This window comes from Paraflavisolibacter caeni (assembly GCF_025628885.1).
Taxonomy (GTDB): domain Bacteria; phylum Bacteroidota; class Bacteroidia; order Chitinophagales; family Chitinophagaceae; genus Flavisolibacter; species Flavisolibacter caeni.
In genome coordinates this window covers 481,796-498,658 of the sequence record NZ_JAOTIF010000001.1, presented here as the reverse complement: position 1 = coordinate 498,658, position 16,863 = coordinate 481,796, and the positions used below count along the sequence as shown (strand labels likewise).

The following is a 16,863-nucleotide window of genomic DNA, read 5'->3' as shown; positions in this document are numbered from 1 at the left end:
ATACTATTTTATAAGTTGGCTACAACACCTAATGAATAAACTCGTCTTGGCACAAAACCGTTAGTAGTGGTTCCGTTAAATGATTGCAATACATTCATCCCCTTCCTTGCAGAGAATTGATAAACATTTTCTACACTCAGATAGGTTTGCAATCCTGCCAGCTTTAACTGTTTCAGTACCGAAGGTTCAAAACTGTATCCCAAATTGATATTGTTTACAGTTAATGAGGTTGCGCTAATCAACCACCTGCTTGAACTTCCGTCAAAGTCACCAGAGCGTCCATAGTCCATACGAGGAATGTCAGTTTGATCACCAGTTTGCTTCCAACGCCCTGCTATATCTGCACTCACAGCTTGACCAAAGGTTGGTGACATCAGTGTTGCATACAGACCATCATAGGCCAAACCACCTATTTGATAAGTAAACAGTACATTTAAAGAAAAGTTTTTATACCGTACATCGTTGCGCAGGCTACCATACAAATCAGGAATAGCTGATCCATGGTAGTCATATTTAGCACGAGCAACTGTCGTAGTATATCGTTCACCCATTATGGTCTTATCAGGATAATCATATGGAGCACCATCATCATAGGTATTTTTAGGATCTAACACAAATAACGCATCACCGTTAGCAGGATCTACACCTTTATAGGATATTAACCAAAAATCATAAACAGAGTGTCCTACAGACAGTTTTTTGGTACCGGAGACGATTTCCTTATTGGTTTCAGGCATTTTGGTAACCTTGTTCTCCAGGGTTGAGGCATTAAGCACCATTTGCCAGTTAGCCTTTTTGGTCTGAAGCACTGTACCAGTTACAGATGCTTCCCAACCACGATTATACATACTGCCTATATTTTGCCAAATAGAATAAACGCCACTTGGTGTACCACCACCCGACAATGGCTGTGGCACTGCAAATACAAGCCCGGTTGACTGCTTATCGAAATATTGAACATAACCGGAGATCCTGTCTTTGAACAGTGAAAACTCAATACCGAGATTCAGGTTATTCAACGACTCCCAGGTCAGGTCCTTATTTGGTATCACTGCGTAGATATAACCTGGTTCCTGAGCATTGTTATTGGACATATACCCACCTTGATAAGCGTAGCTTCCCACGGCATCATTACCTACTTTACCATAAGATGCCTTTAGCTTCAACTCATTGAGATAAGGTAGATTGACGTATTCTTGAAAGAATTTTTCTTTGCTGATGCGCCAGGCTCCACCTACTGACCAGAAATTGGCCCAACGCTTGTCTGTTGCGAAGAATGAGTTACCATCTCTTCTTACAGATGCAGTCGCAAAGTAAGTTTCATTAAAATCGTAACTAATACGCGAAAGATAGCTTTCAACGCGTTTAGCAATAGAGTAAGAATTTGGCATCTCGGAAGAAGTAGAATAGTTGCCTAATTCTAAATTGTTGCCGGCAGCAATTTGTCCTCTTACTGAAGCACTTGTTCCACTTGACTTACGATCATAATTTTCATGACCAATCAACGCCTCAATATTATGTCCATCAAAACGTTTGGTGTAATTTAATAGTTGGTTAAAGGTATAACTCCTTACAACATCGCTACCCCTAGTTAGTGCACCCGAAGGAGCACCATCACCAATAATTGGGTTCATGTATTGGTAAGACTCGGTAGTTTCCTGATCCAAACCAATATTAGAAGTAAACTTCAGATTTTTATGTAGCGCAACATCTATATTGGTACGTGCGCCTAAACTAATACCGGTAAGATAGTTTACATTGAGCAGACCTTCTGCCAGGGCATTACGACCCAGAGCAAAAGGACGAAGACTACCGGTATGAACACCATCATCATATTTAGGTTTGCCATTATCATCCAATATATATGCACCGGTTGCATCATGTGCATACACCGGATAAATAGGCCCCATAGAACGGGCAAACATGAATGGATTGACGTATGCATTACTAGAAGTCGGCGTTTGGTTGGTGTTTGTAGATGAGCCATACACATTCAGCCCTGCTTTAACTTTAGAGCTTATGCGTGCATTAGCATTTACACGTCCGTTCCAACGCTTGAAGTCTGAAGTAGGCGTGTACCCATTCTCACCAATGTATCCCATTGAAGCATAATAATCGGCTGTTTCATTACCACCATTGAACGAAACGGTATATTCCTGTCTGTAACCTTTACGGGTAGATGCTTTCTCCCAATCAAGATCGTCTGGATAAAGCAATTTGGCATTGGGATTCAGCTTTCCTTCGCCATCTACAATTTTATCATCAGGAACATTAAAAGGGTTATACCCCAACATTGACTTAATGTCTTCTGTTGCATATTTATCAGCCAACATACCACCCTGGCTACTCACCAACCCATTTCTGTAGAACTCCCACATCAGCGGATAATATTCATATGCATTTACACGGGCATATTCGGGTAACATACGCTCACTAAACCCTTGCGAGGTTTTAAACTGCACCGCTGGTTTTTTATTCCTGGCACTTCCTTTCTTTGTAGTAATCAGGATAACACCATTACTACCTCTCGAACCATATAATGCTGCCGATGCGGCATCCATCAGGGTAGACATAGAGGCCACGTCTGCGGCATTGATACTGGCCAGGTCACCATCATACACAATACCATCAACAACAATCAGTGGGCTGCTGCCTGCGGATATAGACCCAAAACCACGAACTCGGATATTTGGCGAACCACCTGGCTGACCACTACTCAGTGTACTCTGAATGCCGGGTGCAGCACCTGTTAATGCTTCGGCCAGGTTCGTTACAGGCCGCCTTACCATCTGGCTGTCGGATATCTGGGCAATGGCTCCTGTCACTGCCGATCGCTTTTGTGCGCCATAGGCTACAACAACCACCCCTTCAATTGTCCTTACATTACTGCTGTCCTCCTTCCATTTCTGAGGTCTTTGATAAATGGGGATTTTGGAGGTATCCACCACCGGTTTGGATGCAGACCGGCCGGGCCCCTGTTGCTGCGCATCGGAAACAACAGGAAAAGCGCCCAGGAACAGGGCAACGATTGTTACGGATAAAATTTTTGTCTTCATAGAACACTTACACATTCATCTCCACAGGGAGCCATTAAGAGAATGACCAGGAATGTAGTTTTTAATTGATTATTTATTCAGGGAACGCAAATTTGGATAGCCGTTATTAGTACCTGCCACCACATTCCATACCGCTGAAAAATCCCAGTTCAGGAATGTAGCTTTTGTTTTCATCTCTTCAGTTGTTTTTCCATTGGCGGTAATGCTATTATCCTGGGCAAGCGATCCATCGCCTCCTCCCAGATTAGCCCGACCGGTAGTTGTTTTATCCCAATAATTAGTGCATACGCCACTGAAAACAAAGACATTATTAGGCGTATTGCCCACAAGCCCTCCTATCAGGTAAGGAGCTGTATCACTTGTCGACACGCGCGAAACAGCACCCATAGCGTAACAATAGGTAACAGAAACAGGGCCTGCAGCAGGAGAGATTTGCCCGATCAGCCCACCAATACGTGATCCTTTATGAAAATTTGTATTAGTGCCATTAGCACCAGCAACTGCACCTGTTGCATAACAATTTTGAATACTACTGGTAGCAGGCGAGATAGAATTCACGCTACCGATCAGCCCTCCAAGACTATTAGAAGCTACTAAGCTACCTACAGTATTTTCAGGCGTTTCTTTCACGCTGCCGGATGCATAACAGGTTTTAACAGCAGATGTATTGACGTAACCAATAAGTCCTCCTATAGACGCTCTACTCTGCACAGAACAGCTTGAATAAGAATCGGATATATCACTATTCAAAGCCCCTCCTATCAATCCTCCCGCGTCACTGGCTGACTTAATAGCGACACTACCCGCTGAAGGCGTTAATGCAGCATAGCATTTACTAATTGTAGAATTACTGATATAGCCTAAAAGACCTCCTGTATATGTTTTTCCCGATATTGACGCATTGCCGGTTACATAACAATTTGTAACCGTAGTGGAGTCAGCAGCCCCTAAAAGGCTACCCACTTGACCAGTTCCATTCTCCCTATCATCAAGATCAACGATGCCTTCAGGACTCAGTTGAATGCCTATATTTTTGAAAGTAGCACGCACCGCCAATCCAAATATGCCATCGCCATTTTTACCATTTTTACCCGGAACAAAACCGTCAGGCGGAGGTACTCCATCAGGACGATTTATAGTGGCGAAGTTTTTTATAATGTGATTCTGACCATCCAGTGTTCCCCTGAACGCCACTTTACCTCCATTTACATAAGTGGCGCCAATAGAGTACCATCCATTATACTTATAATCACTGATGCCGGTAATCGCATTGGCATTGGAGGCTGTCATATCAGGCAGTTGGATATCGTTCATCAATACATAACTGTCATTTAGCCCATTACGAATATCACTCAACTGCTTAGGAGTATAAATGCCATAAGGATTGTTCACTGCATCATATACCGGGGCGGTTATTTGCACAGAATAGCTCTTACCCTGGTTAGTATTGATGGTGTAGGTTACTCCTTTTGTATAATCTTTGGCAACAGCCGGATCAGGACTGATGCTATAACCCGCAGGCAAAACTGCTGCTGCACTCAATTGTGTTACATCACAACTGCGGGGCATATTTTTCAATACCTGAACAGCATTATCAATAGAGATAGACGTAGTATCGGCGCCGAACTTAAAGGTGACGGCCTGAAACTGGGCAACCTGCGATTCTTTTTTACAGCTAAATAGGACTGATGCAAAAAGTAAAGCGCATATTGCTCCTGATAATCTATAGTTCATGAATAATAATATTTATGGATGAATGTAAAGCCCTGCCTAAACAGGGCTTTACGATTAATGACAAATTAAAAATTAAGGATACACTTGCAAATTCATCCAATCTGTCTCGTTCCTAAATACTCTTATACGTATTTTATAGAAAGTAAACGAGCCATCAGCTTTTGTTCCTACAACCAGATAATAATAACTAGGATAATTAGTATTACTCATCGTATTCGAAGTAGGCGTACCACTAATAGCACCCGTAGCGGTATTAAATGTCAACCCAAGAGACGCAAGAGTTGGCGTAGTGGAAGTTGTCGGATATATAGCATAGGTTCCACCTCCTAAACTACCAACAGCTGCCAATTGAGTAGTAGTGTAACCGGGATATCCATTCGGAGTAGCTGTCGCTACACTTACCGGCTGATTTTGAAGGAAGGCAAATGAATTACTTAACTCGGATCTTTTCATACCGGAACTATAAGTAAAGTAGGGACTATTGGCTACAATTTTCACATTAAATGTACCAACAGGACCACCGGGTGCCGCATTGTTAACAGTCACTGCACGATCAGCAATCGTCGCGGTTCCGGTTTTTGCAGCGCCGGAAATAATACCGGTAGCAGTTGCAAAGCTAAGACCATCCGTAGTGCTGCTATACGCAGGACTCACACTATAATTAGATGGCTGACCAGCCAAAAGCAAAGGATTCAGATACATGGCAGGTATAGCAGCGCCTGTACCTGTTAAATTAGTACTATCATTCCTGGTGAGATAAATGGTACCACCCGATACGATTCGCGCACAAACAGTATCTATCAGACTACCACTAGTCCAGGCCAACATATAGTTGATTTGCGGAGCTATAGCTGTAGCGTCAATTTTCAAAGGCACATTCACATCCGTGTATCCACCAGTATTCATACCGCGCACCACAACAGTTACATTAGCCGCTGCCGTAGGATTGCCCCCGATTTTCCCGGTTGTAGCATCCAGCGTTAAACCTGCAGGTAAAGCAGGACTGCCTGGCGCAATGATATATTTCTTAATCAGACCAAGGCCAGAAGGCGTTAGTAGAGTTGGTTGAAGATTAGGACCAATATCAGTACCTGCTGTAAAAGATCCTTTGAACGTGTAGGTGAAGTTCGGTTTCCAATCATTAAGAATAAAGCTTATAGTAGCAGAGGCCGCTTTATTGGCAGAACTGATACCTGTAATGGTAACAGTATATGGTCTTGGTACTTCAGTGGAAGAAGTCAGTTTAGCCGGCGAACCACTTATTTGACCTGTTTGGGGATTAAAGGTCAGACCATAATAAGACAGACTGTCCGGGTAAGGTGATACAAAATACCGACTGAATGTACCGGCAATGATAGTAGGCGATAAAGGCGTAGTGTTCAATGCTGTTGAATTTAACTCGAAAGTGTAAGTAGGCGTGGTACCATAATTAAAGCCAACTGTTCCTATAGCAAGGGTCAAGGTGTCGGTATCAAAACCACCGGGGCCCATAGCCTTAACAACAAACTGGGTGGGCGTCAGCGTATCGCTGGGCGTACCGCTGATAACACCACTGAGCTTATCAATCACGATGCCCTTTGGCAGCACTGGAGATATTGAGTATTCTGTAATGGCGCCGCCCGTACTATCAGGCCTTACCGGCAGCAGGGGCGCATCTTCAGAACAAACTATTATTTTTTGTGCATAGGCAATAACCGGCGGCTTGGCTACATCCTCCGACTTCTTACAGGCAAACAGTAAAGCAATCGTTAACATTGTAAGCAGCGAGTAGCTTACATACTTTCTTGAAAAACAAAAGTGCATAATTCTCATAATAAAAATGGACGTTTAAGGTTTATAGGCATACGTAAATAGACGTTCTCTCAGAAGAACCAATGATGATAATCGATAAAGCTGGTTTAAATGCCTCTATACCTTTCATCGTTGTTAGTTTCCCTGTTTTGCTTTGTATAACACAAAAGCAAAATCAATTGGCGTTTTACAAATTGTTTTGTTTTAGCAATAAATAATGTTAATAATGCTGGTTCTGTTGATGGTATTAGAGGTCCATATAAAAATGGCGAGTATGATATTATAGGTAAAATCCCAGCAAATAGATAATTGAAATCAACAATAGCTTATTCTCATGTTCGAACTCTTACAACTTATCAGTACCACCGAAGCGTTAAGGTACGATGGTTTGAAAACCCAGCAGGAACGCATTGTACAAAACCGGAACATTAAATGACGAACCTCAAATTACAAATGACGAATTTTGGTGTATTAAAATCATGTTTTTATCCTCCAAAATAAACAGTTGGTCAACATGGTGCCTTTAGGATTTCTTTAAGAAATCACGTTTTATAAGGAGAATTAGAACATTTTTTTATAAAGCAGGATTTTTTGTACAACAGAGTGGCATATGCGCAGGGGGCCTAGATGGTGAATTGCATTTTGACAGCCATCCCCAGGCCCCTTTTCCTTAAGCGTAGTTTTTATGTAGCCGCAGGCGTTTGTTTTATACTGTGTTATAACGAGTACGAGATGTTTGCCCGCAAAGGAAAATGGGAATAAGGAGACAGAGCATAATATCCAGCGCGTTCAATTCGTTATCTCGTTTCATTTTTTGGCAATTTTATGCTGGTCTCTTAAAACTTTATAATGTTTAAGCACCATGTAAGCCCTATAGTACTTGTAAATATTGCTCACATACTGAACCGGTTCCACCCCGATATGTTGTGCCGCTAAAATCTCTACATTATTAAACCATTCATTTGCATTCAGACCTTTTTCCATGGCCTCTCTTCTTAATTTTCTAACATTTCCGGGTCCCGCATTATACGCTGCCAATGCAAAAAGATGTACGTTCAATGTATCCATTTGTTCCGTGGAAAAATAATTGTCAATTAAATATCGCATGTATTTTACACCAGCATGAACATTATTTTCGGCATTTTTTATATTGGGTATATTGATAGGAGGATTTGCAGCTGTAGAAGGCAGCAACTGCATTAGACCTACCGCGCCGGCATGGCTCACTGTTTCCTGCTTCAATTGAGACTCCTGGAATGCCTGGGCTGACAGTAACAGCCAGTCAAGTGAATATGCATTTCCGTATTTTTGAAACAAGGTTCTAAAGTTATTTAAAGCCGCCAATGCTTCCGGGCTTTGAGCGTTACGCAACCTTTCTTTATTTTTCAGGTATTTGTCATAGAGCATGTTCCCGGTCGTCGTTCCCTTTCTTATAGTCGGAATAAATTTATTGACAGCGGCTTTTAATTTTGGTGAATTTTTCCTGAATGCCCATCCATATGACACGTTAGTTTTAACTGCAATATTCGTGTATACTTTCAGGTCCTTATACACACTATTCCAAAGCGTTGCAAGATCCTCAGCAATTATGGTGTAGGGGATCAATCCTCCATTTACCATTTCAAGCATATCTTCCGCTTCAAGATAATGACCTATAAATTCAATATGCACAGGTTTGAGACCGATTCTTCGAAGCGAATCATTAAGCCTTATTAATGAAGCCTGGTAACTGCTGTTTTCGCGTATATATATATGTTGACCAGCGAGATCCGTAATTGATTGAATAGGCGGCGCCGAAGGTCCTCCTACCACAATATCTTTTACACCAGTTACAGTTGGTAATGAAAAGTCTATTAGCTTCTCTCGCTCTGGGGTTATCGTATAACCCGATGCTATCATATCCGCGTAACCATCATTCAATAATTGCAAGATATGCTCCCGACTGACGGGCATAAAAATGACATGTACCCTGGGAGGATTGAAGTTCAATTGCCTGTTCAGTTCTTTCTCAAAAAGATTGAGCAGGTCATAGGCAAGACCATACCTTTTCATTCCTTCAACGTAGTAGTAGGTTTTTGAGTAGGGGACAAGAACACGTATATACCCTCGAGCAATTATACTATCCAGGTCGCCAAATGCAGTTTTTGGCAATCCTAATATCTCATCCTCAGCAGCCCAATGAAAATAGGAAATGCTGTCACCTTTTATATTGATTGCGTATGACTCGGCGGTGTCAGTAATTTCGGGATCTAATCTTACTGATCTTACAGTTGCATTCTCACATGCAAAATGGCAAACAATTACCATCAAAAAAATACAAAAATGGATAAATCGTTTCATTTTCCCACCTCCTCAAATCGTTACCATTTCAAAATTTATGTTGAGACATGATTAGGTTGCAGCGGGTACTTTTGTCTTTGCCTTACACACTAAGTATCGGCTTTGTAAGTTCCTGTAAGCCCATCCTTATTTAGTGCCAGAATCAATTAGAGTTTTAGTTTTCGAAGTTATGATTTTGCCTATATATGAGGAATTCAGTTTAACTGATTCCTTTTGAAACTTATGTGTATCTAATCAAACGGGAGAGCTAATAAGTGCCGGTACTGGCCCACCAAAACCACCAGTACCCCAGGTTATAACCACTGTCCATACTCGCGGTCAAAGTCGGTATAATCAATAGCAGCCCATTTTCCTTCTTCATCGATAATGCCATGCTCAGTTGATCGCTTCCAAAAAATTCCACAAAAAATCAGAATTTAACTGTATTCAGATGCTTGTCAACTAAAATGCCATCAATCGGTTTCAAATCAAAATCCACTTTACGCTTAGCCTTCAGCTTTATGACAAACAATTCTGCTGTTCCTTCTAATGGTTCTTCATCGCCTATATTGACAAAAGTGGGATACAATGCTTTTTTGCCATTACTGTGCAGTCGGTCATTAGTCATGTTCTCCATGTTTTTCACATTGACCGGAACAATGCCTACAAATTCAAAATCCTGTTGATTGTAAGGTAATGCAAAACTTAAAGCGTTTACCGAATTTAAGTTGACGCCGTTTACTTTTATTTCAACCACTTCGTCCTTGTTGTATGAGATTTTATCAGTGCTGATCTCCAGTTTCCCACTTAAGTTATCCTTTTGATCCGAGTTCACAACACCATCAAGACGGGTGGCTACATTAGAAATATCGAAAGCATCTATCAAATCATTTTTGTTCACATCACCTTTGCTTACATAACCTTCAAAATCATTATCGCCTTTTCTTAAACCGGTGTAATTGATATAAGAAGTAAGGTCGTTATCATCAATCCTGTGATCGTTATTAATATCGCCGGGAATAAAGCTTTCAGAACCAGGCACTCTGAAAACATATAGCTCACGGCCCGATCCATAATCGCCAACACCACTGGTTACAGATATTTTGATATAACGTGCCGTAGGATGATTATTGAATATAAATTCTTTTGTATCTCCGTTCACGGCCCAATCAAAAAACCCTGCTTCTTTCCAATTGATTTTGTCCATACTATAGAAGATGCTTCCTTTCAGCAAAATACCATTGCCTTTGTCACGTGGCAAGTATTGAATTTTGTCCAACTGGTTCACCGACATCAGATCCATCACTATATCAAATGGAACAGCTTTGGCACCCCATTTCGTATGCCACATACTACTTTCATCAAAATCAAACAATTTTGAAATTTTACTGCCGCCCTGATCAGGCACAGTATTTTCAGCAACAATATTTTTAATGGCAAACTCCAATGGATTTTTCTTTGTGATGGCTGAAAACTCTTTCCATGCTGAACTTCCGGTTTTGTTTACAGAACGCAGTTTGAAACTGTATTTTGTTTCAGGCCTTAAATCACCAAACAATAAACCAGTGTCCCTGATATTCATGTAACGTTGCCCGTTAAATTCAATTTCATAATAATCGGCGTTGGACACTCTGCTCCATGTAGGTTTCAGTGTATAAGCTTCTGTGTTGGAATCTAAAACCTGTGCTTTTACAGGAGCTGTTATTACACCGGATAATTTGTGTAAATGATCAGCAGGCTCAAAACGGAATCCGTTTATGGTGAGCATTACCGCATTAGCGATAATATCTGTTGCGGCAACTTTTACAAGTAACTGAGGGTTTTTAATCATTTTCACTTTTTCAAATTCGCTTCCTTTGGTAGCAAACTGGTTCATGTTGGGAGCGGCATCATAGAAATAAATATTGGTGCTGTTTACAAAATTTTCTTTGGATGCGGCTCTTGTTAATCTTACAGTTTTTGTACCTACCTTAACACTAACTGCTGTAGGTTGTTGTGTTAGGTTGATGCGGAATTCAGTCGTTTTGCTTTTTACAAAGCCACTGAAATTTGCTTTTGTTGGATGAACCGTAATAATGGCTGTGTTATTTGCTACAGAAGATTGGATCAAAGTAGTGGCGCCTTTGCCTTCTTTATAGTCTTGTGTAAGTCCGTCGTCATCATATTCGGTAAAAGAAGTTTTACCTGCAGGATACACTTCATAAATACGCAATCCTTTATCAATCCCTGAAACATTATTATTCGGGTTGGTCATGGGAATGATTGCTCCGCTTTTAACGAACACAGGCAGTTTCCAGATTGGCGCTTCAAAATAATTGAGAATACAACCGCCTTCATAAACATCACCGGAGAAGTAATCAATCCATGTCCCCGTTGGTAGATAAATGCCATTGCGAATATCATTGCCTTCTTTATCTGATTTGGTTGCCATATAAATCGGCGCAATCAAAAAAGAAGGACCATACAGGTATTCATATTGTGTGGATTTGCCTAAGGTGTATTGATTCGGATAGTCCAGAAACAGGGCGCGCATTGTTGGCAAACCGTTCACCGCTTGTTTGGCAATACTGTATGCGTATGGGATAAGTTCCGATTTCAATTTTAAATAAGTGCGATTGATAGAGGTGGTAGGTTCGTTTAATGCATGCGGATATTTTTCGTTGGCGCCCCATCCGTCCATGTTCAATTGCATGGGAGTAAAAGCTTTCCATTGAAAGTCCCTCGTATTGACAATTGGATTTCTTCCGCCAAAAATGCCATCCATATCGGAGGTGATGTTGGGTTGCCCGGATAATCCCGAACCCAGGTAGGTAGGAATATGAAAGCGGATATATTCCCATTGGCCGCCGGTTTGATCGCCGGTCCATATGGTTGCATAGCGCTGTGTTCCAGCCCATCCATCCAGGGAAATGATAAAAGGACGGGCATTGTTGCCATGAAGCGGCGTGATCTTCGCTACATCGGAAACACCATTCAGGCCAAATGAATAACCTTGTCCCACCCAGGCCACATCCGTTTTCAACACCCGTACACCGGCTACGCCTGTTTCTTTCACAATGTCACGTTGCAATAAAGCGCTGACACCGTCTTTAGGATGCAGGTCCGACTGTGTCCACAACCCGATTTGTACACCTTGCTGCCTTGCATAGTCGCCAAAAGATTTTAGATTTAGAATATTACTGTCCAATTGACTTGTTTGTCCGTAACCAGCTCCATATCCATCATTGGGAAGTATCCAGCCCAAAGGCATGTCGTATGCTTTATAACGGTCAACCACAGCACGGGCCGAAAACTGGTAATTATTTTTTTCTCCATTCAGCGATTCTTTAATTCCGCCATTGTCCTTCTGGCTTTCCTTATAACGACGGCCATCTTCAAATAAAATTCCGTTGGTATCTTCTTTCCAGTAATCCCTGTTGTAAGCATTCAAATGGCCTTCATAAAAACCAAATTTGGGGAGTAGAACCGGATGGCCGGTAAGCTGGTAAAAATCATTCAACAGCGAAACCGGTTTTTGATCAATCATAAAGAACACATCCAAATAGTTGGTTTCATGCGAAAGGATTACAACGCCTTTTCTCTTTGCGCCGAAATCGTATTTCCCTTTTTTGAAAGTATGCCACATCAGGCCATAACCGTTCGTGCTCCAGTAAAAAGGTGTGGGAGAGGCCACGCCTTCGTCGGTCCAGCTATTCTGGTTTTCAATGGCAATCATTTTTCCTTTATGCGAGAATCTTCCGTTCTGCACACCGCCACCATAAAAATATTCCTGGGGATTTTCTTTCAGCTCCAGAGTTACCTGTTTTTTGTCGAACTGAACGGGTGCAAGCGTTTCCACTACCTGCTTATTTTCCTTATTGAATATTTTCAAACGGGTTGAAGCTTTTTCCAGCTCAATATTTATTTTCCCGGTGCTGATGTTGATCTTGTTACTATTGCTGCTTACCTGCAATTTTGAAATAGCCTTTCGCGGACTGTCCACTAAAATTTTTGCAGATGGTTGTGCTTCAGGATCGCGGAAGGTGCTTACTGTCTTATCATAGAACAAGCGAAAAATATTATCACCATAAAAGTCAAGTAGCATACGTTGCTGGTTCGAAAGTCTTACTTCCACCGTGGTTGCATTTATCTTTTCGGCATTTACAATCCGCAATGTATCTTGTTGCAGTTTAGGATTTGAACCGTTTGGATTCTGCGCTGTGGCTTTAAAGGCAGAAAGTACCCAAAATGTCAGGAAGAAAAAGAGGAGTATTGAAAGCTGCGATTTCCTTTTCATTATCAATGAAAAATTGGTTATAGTATGCAAGCAAGTTAAGAACCAATCCGGCCAGTACTTCAAGCAAACGTTTGCGCAATATTAATCAGCTTCCCAGTTGTTTTTATCCTCTTCTTTCAATTTTGGTGCTGGTTTGGCGTCTGACATTTGGTAAAAACAAATCGGTACTTTCTAATTTGTTGAAAAGAGAGGAAAAACAAGTAAAAGCATAGTAAAAGCAACAAAGAGAATATGTGGCTACTTTCCGATACAGAAAATACAAACCCGCTACTGGAGCGGGTTTCATTATTTAAAGGTACAAATAGGGAACAAAAAGATAAAAATTAAAGTTTTTAAGGCAGGAAATCAAACTTACTTTCCAGTTTGGAAAGTAGAAAATTTTCCTTCCAACGTTGAAGCATTTGCGATGGCATGGCAATAGCGAACTGTCAGCCGGAACAAATGCTTAATTGAAAAACTGAAGTTGAAGATAACAACAAATGTTCAACAGCGTAGTGTCTGCCGAAGCTAAAGCCGATTAATGATTTGCAGCCGAGTGTTTAACGTCCAGCCATGCTATTGTAAATGCAATGTTAGTGGTTCGGGCTTCTTTTATTATTGTCCACTTTTGGTCAAAAGACTTAGAAACATCTTCGAACCCATTGCAATTCCAAATCTCTTATTAGGACGGATGCTTCTTATTTAAAACTTTTCCAAATTTTCTGATTTGAATAGTTCCTTTGTAATTATCCGACAATTCTCCGCCAGCTCGTTTAGAGTACAGGTGATTACATCGAGATTTACAGGTAATCCGTTTTTAGTCTCTACAAAGTCAATGTAAAGAACATTCTTTTCGCTAACATTATGTGTGCCTTTTAATTGCTGGAATATATCGAAAGCCCGTTCCTGGTCGTTTCCAATAAAGAATTTTGCAAATCCCTCAAGTCCGCTGGGCGTTTTTAATGTTAGCGTTATATAAAATTGAGTTTCCATAAAATTTGGTTTAATCAGAATTAACCAGGTTTTTTACATAAACAATATCTTTGAGAATCGTCATCCATATAGATGATAGTAACAAGGATAGCCCAATCACTGCCAGGGATGATTTAAAGAAGTTGTAGTCAATAATATTCAATTGATGAGCCAATGAACAAGCCAACAATCCAAATTCCCCTGTTTGCGACAATAAAGTACCGGCATACATACTGTCCCGCCAGGAAAATTTCATTAATCTAAATACGATAACAGATAATAAACCATTGATAAAAAGTATGCCGAATGTTAGCGTAATAATGATCGGATAATGTTCCCGGATATAATGCAGGTCAAGCATTAAGCCTACAGATAGAAAGAAAAGAGATACAAAGAAAATTTTAAAAGGACGCAATACGTTTTCAAGCCAATGGAATGCACTGGTACGTCCAATATAAACTCCAGCAACGAAACTTCCGATGGCGGGGGTAAGACCTGCAAACGAGGTAATCAGGGCAAACCCAAGACATATTGCGACGGCAGTAAACACCTGCAGCTCATGATCGGTTCCTATCTCCTTGAAAAACTTTAACTGGACAAGATTCTTATTCCTTATCGCTCTCAATAAGAAAAATATCAAAACACAGCCTATTAACGAAAACAAGAGTTTAGTAATGTCGTATTCCCCTTTGCTTAAGAATTGCAAAAAGGTAAGTGTCGGCGCCAGCATAAGATCCTGAAGCAAGAGTATGTTCAGCACAGTTTTTCCGATCTGTGTAGATAGCTTATGATTTTTTCTTAAAAATTCACTTACTACGGCTGTACTATTGAAAATAAAAGTGACCGCAAGTAAGAAAATATATCCGGTATTCCAACCCAGCCATTTACCTAAAAAGACTGAAAAGATAATACTCAATAATGTCCTGACACTTTGTGCAGTAAATGATTTCAATAAAAGAGTTCTATTTCCAGGGATATTGATTTCAATTCCCAGAAAGAACATCAGTAGCAGGATCCCTACATCTCCTAATACAGAGATATTTTCAGGTTCTGAAAAGATGCCAGTTATATGGGGGCCAAGAACTATTCCGGCAAAAACGTAAGCTACCAAATAAGGCTGATTTAATTTTTTCAGCAATACAATTAAAAGTAGAATCAGCAGACACATTACGCTTATAGCAAACAATAAATTGTGCATACTTCTTCACTTTATACTCTCATCAGGATTCAAAACCTAAAATAAAAGGGTGGAATGATTCGATTCCACCCCTCCCACTTTCCAAACAAAACCTCACATTAGCTTTACTTGATTTCAATGTTTTTGGAAAGCCTTTTAGTCTTTTCATTTTTAGCCAGTGTCAAGTGCAGAATACCATCAGTATAGGTTGCGTTAATTTTATTTACGTCAACGGTATCATCCAGAGTGAATGATCTGCTAAATGACCGCTGAACATACTCATTATGAACCCAGCCTGCTTTTTGAGAACTGTTATTTTCACTTTTGGTGTTAAAAGAAATAGTGAGCAAGTTGTCGTTGATACTGATGTTGAAGTCCTCCTTCTTACATCCAGGCACAATCACATCCATTTCATACTGATGGTCTGTCTCACGAACATTGACCGGGACAGTGCCAGTTGTAAGCTGACCTTCAACATTCCAAAAATTGTCATCAAAAAAACGGCGTAAACTATTTTGGAAGATGTTGTCAACTACATTTCCAAAAGTAACTGATGGGGTATCATTTTGCCTTTTAGCAATAGCGGTTGTCATACAAACCTCCTTTTTTTAAAATGGCTGTAACAGACTTAATGCCAAACAGTTAAAAGAAAAAAAATGACATTTTTTGTGTCATTTTTTCATTTTCTGAGCTTACAAAACTGTCCAAATTTCTTATGCTAATCTGATTTATCTATAGTTTTCCCTTCGGATTGACTTCTTGTTAATTCTGTGATAGGTTTATAGCGTGGGACTTCTTGTTTGTTTGCAAAGGTGTCGTTATAGCCTGACCGGTAACGATTTAGGAGCTTTGCGTTCGTGTGGGAAGTCCATGAACCGTCAGTCCTGGATTAAGATAAATTGCAAAATTGAAATACTGATGTTTAACCTATGTACAACAGCCCACATGACGCAAAATTCAAGTTAGCAGCACCAGTAATTAAAATTCAAGTTAGCAGCACCAGTAATTATGGAAACTCCAACCTTCTTGTCCACAGTAGGGTGTCGGGAAATGGAATGTCCAACATATCAAAAGTCGCTTTTGAAATTAGCAATTCACATTTCTGTGGCTCATTGTCAATATAGATAACAGGAAATGACCTGTTCAAAAGAGCTTTTTCCGCACCTTTCACAAACTCAGGAAAGGAAGCCTTTTGCTTATAAATTTTTCCGTCTACTGTGTAGGTGTAGTCTAAGTACAGTCTTCCCTTATAGTCATACTTAAAAGCAAAAGGTACACCTGAAGTGATTACACCCCTTGATTTAAAAGACGCTTTTTCTCGTGAGGTATACCACAACCCAAAAACAACTAATACAACGATGAAGAGCGAAACTCCAACTATGTCTTCTTTCCTTATTCTTTTCATGTAACTATTTATTATTGCGCCTATTACCGTTCTGTTTGATTTTAATATTAAATTATTTATAATATCACATTCATTCCTTAACTAACTTTATCATAGATAATTCAAAACTACCTTTCTTTTTACGGAGGTAGTTTACAAAGCCAGTGTTCCTTGT

General features: G+C 40.4%; 10 protein-coding genes. All 10 read right to left on the bottom strand.

The features are described from left to right. Window positions 1-8 precede the first annotated feature (8 nt). Window positions 9-3,056: a SusC/RagA family TonB-linked outer membrane protein gene (locus tag OCK74_RS02135; protein WP_279295334.1), complete on the bottom strand. Its 3,048-nt coding sequence runs from the start codon at window positions 3,054-3,056 to the stop codon at window positions 9-11. Window positions 3,057-3,125: 69 nt separating this feature from the next. Further along, the gene (locus tag OCK74_RS02130) at window positions 3,126-4,790 is read right to left on the bottom strand and encodes a hypothetical protein (protein WP_279295333.1); all 1,665 of its coding nucleotides are present in this window, start codon (window positions 4,788-4,790) and stop codon (window positions 3,126-3,128) included. Between the two features lie 72 nt (window positions 4,791-4,862). Further along, on the bottom strand, window positions 4,863-6,602 hold the full coding sequence (locus tag OCK74_RS02125; protein ID WP_279295332.1) for a putative Ig domain-containing protein: 1,740 nt from the start codon (window positions 6,600-6,602) through the stop codon (window positions 4,863-4,865). Between the two features lie 786 nt (window positions 6,603-7,388). Next, window positions 7,389-8,921, bottom strand: coding sequence for an MltF family protein (locus OCK74_RS02120; RefSeq protein WP_279295331.1), 1,533 nt, complete (start codon window positions 8,919-8,921; stop codon window positions 7,389-7,391). A gap of 247 nt (window positions 8,922-9,168) precedes the next feature. After that, window positions 9,169-9,324: a hypothetical protein gene (locus tag OCK74_RS02115; protein ID WP_279295330.1), complete on the bottom strand. Its 156-nt coding sequence runs from the start codon at window positions 9,322-9,324 to the stop codon at window positions 9,169-9,171. Between the two features lie 6 nt (window positions 9,325-9,330). Next, entirely contained in the window at window positions 9,331-13,176 is a 3,846-nt protein-coding gene (locus OCK74_RS02110; RefSeq protein WP_279295329.1) for a TIM-barrel domain-containing protein, read from the bottom strand. Between the two features lie 681 nt (window positions 13,177-13,857). Then, a complete protein-coding gene (locus OCK74_RS02105) occupies window positions 13,858-14,148 on the bottom strand; it encodes a hypothetical protein (protein WP_279295328.1) in 291 nt (96 codons plus the stop codon). Between the two features lie 10 nt (window positions 14,149-14,158). Next, window positions 14,159-15,295 (bottom strand): cation:proton antiporter domain-containing protein, encoded by a 1,137-nt coding sequence (locus OCK74_RS02100; RefSeq protein WP_279295731.1) that lies wholly within the window; start codon window positions 15,293-15,295, stop codon window positions 14,159-14,161. Window positions 15,296-15,429: 134 nt separating this feature from the next. Further along, entirely contained in the window at window positions 15,430-15,897 is a 468-nt protein-coding gene (locus OCK74_RS02095) for an Hsp20/alpha crystallin family protein (protein WP_279295327.1), read from the bottom strand. Window positions 15,898-16,310: 413 nt separating this feature from the next. Then, window positions 16,311-16,709, bottom strand: a complete 399-nt coding sequence (locus tag OCK74_RS02090; protein WP_279295326.1) for a hypothetical protein — start codon at window positions 16,707-16,709, stop codon at window positions 16,311-16,313. Between the last annotated feature and the right edge of the window lie 154 nt (window positions 16,710-16,863).

Excerpts from the sequence above, each read along its gene's own strand:
- OCK74_RS02135 (WP_279295334.1), bottom strand. The coding sequence starts at position 3,056 with ATGAAGACAAAAATTTTATCCGTAACAATCGTTGCCCTGTTCCTGGGC.
- OCK74_RS02130 (WP_279295333.1), bottom strand. The coding sequence starts at position 4,790 with ATGAACTATAGATTATCAGGAGCAATATGCGCTTTACTTTTTGCATCA.
- OCK74_RS02125 (WP_279295332.1), bottom strand. The coding sequence starts at position 6,602 with ATGAGAATTATGCACTTTTGTTTTTCAAGAAAGTATGTAAGCTACTCG.
- OCK74_RS02120 (WP_279295331.1), bottom strand. The coding sequence starts at position 8,921 with ATGAAACGATTTATCCATTTTTGTATTTTTTTGATGGTAATTGTTTGC.
- OCK74_RS02110 (WP_279295329.1), bottom strand. The coding sequence starts at position 13,176 with ATGAAAAGGAAATCGCAGCTTTCAATACTCCTCTTTTTCTTCCTGACA.
- OCK74_RS02105 (WP_279295328.1), bottom strand. The coding sequence starts at position 14,148 with ATGGAAACTCAATTTTATATAACGCTAACATTAAAAACGCCCAGCGGA.
- OCK74_RS02100 (WP_279295731.1), bottom strand. The coding sequence starts at position 15,295 with ATGTGTCTGCTGATTCTACTTTTAATTGTATTGCTGAAAAAATTAAAT.
- OCK74_RS02095 (WP_279295327.1), bottom strand. The coding sequence starts at position 15,897 with ATGACAACCGCTATTGCTAAAAGGCAAAATGATACCCCATCAGTTACT.
- OCK74_RS02090 (WP_279295326.1), bottom strand. The coding sequence starts at position 16,709 with ATGAAAAGAATAAGGAAAGAAGACATAGTTGGAGTTTCGCTCTTCATC.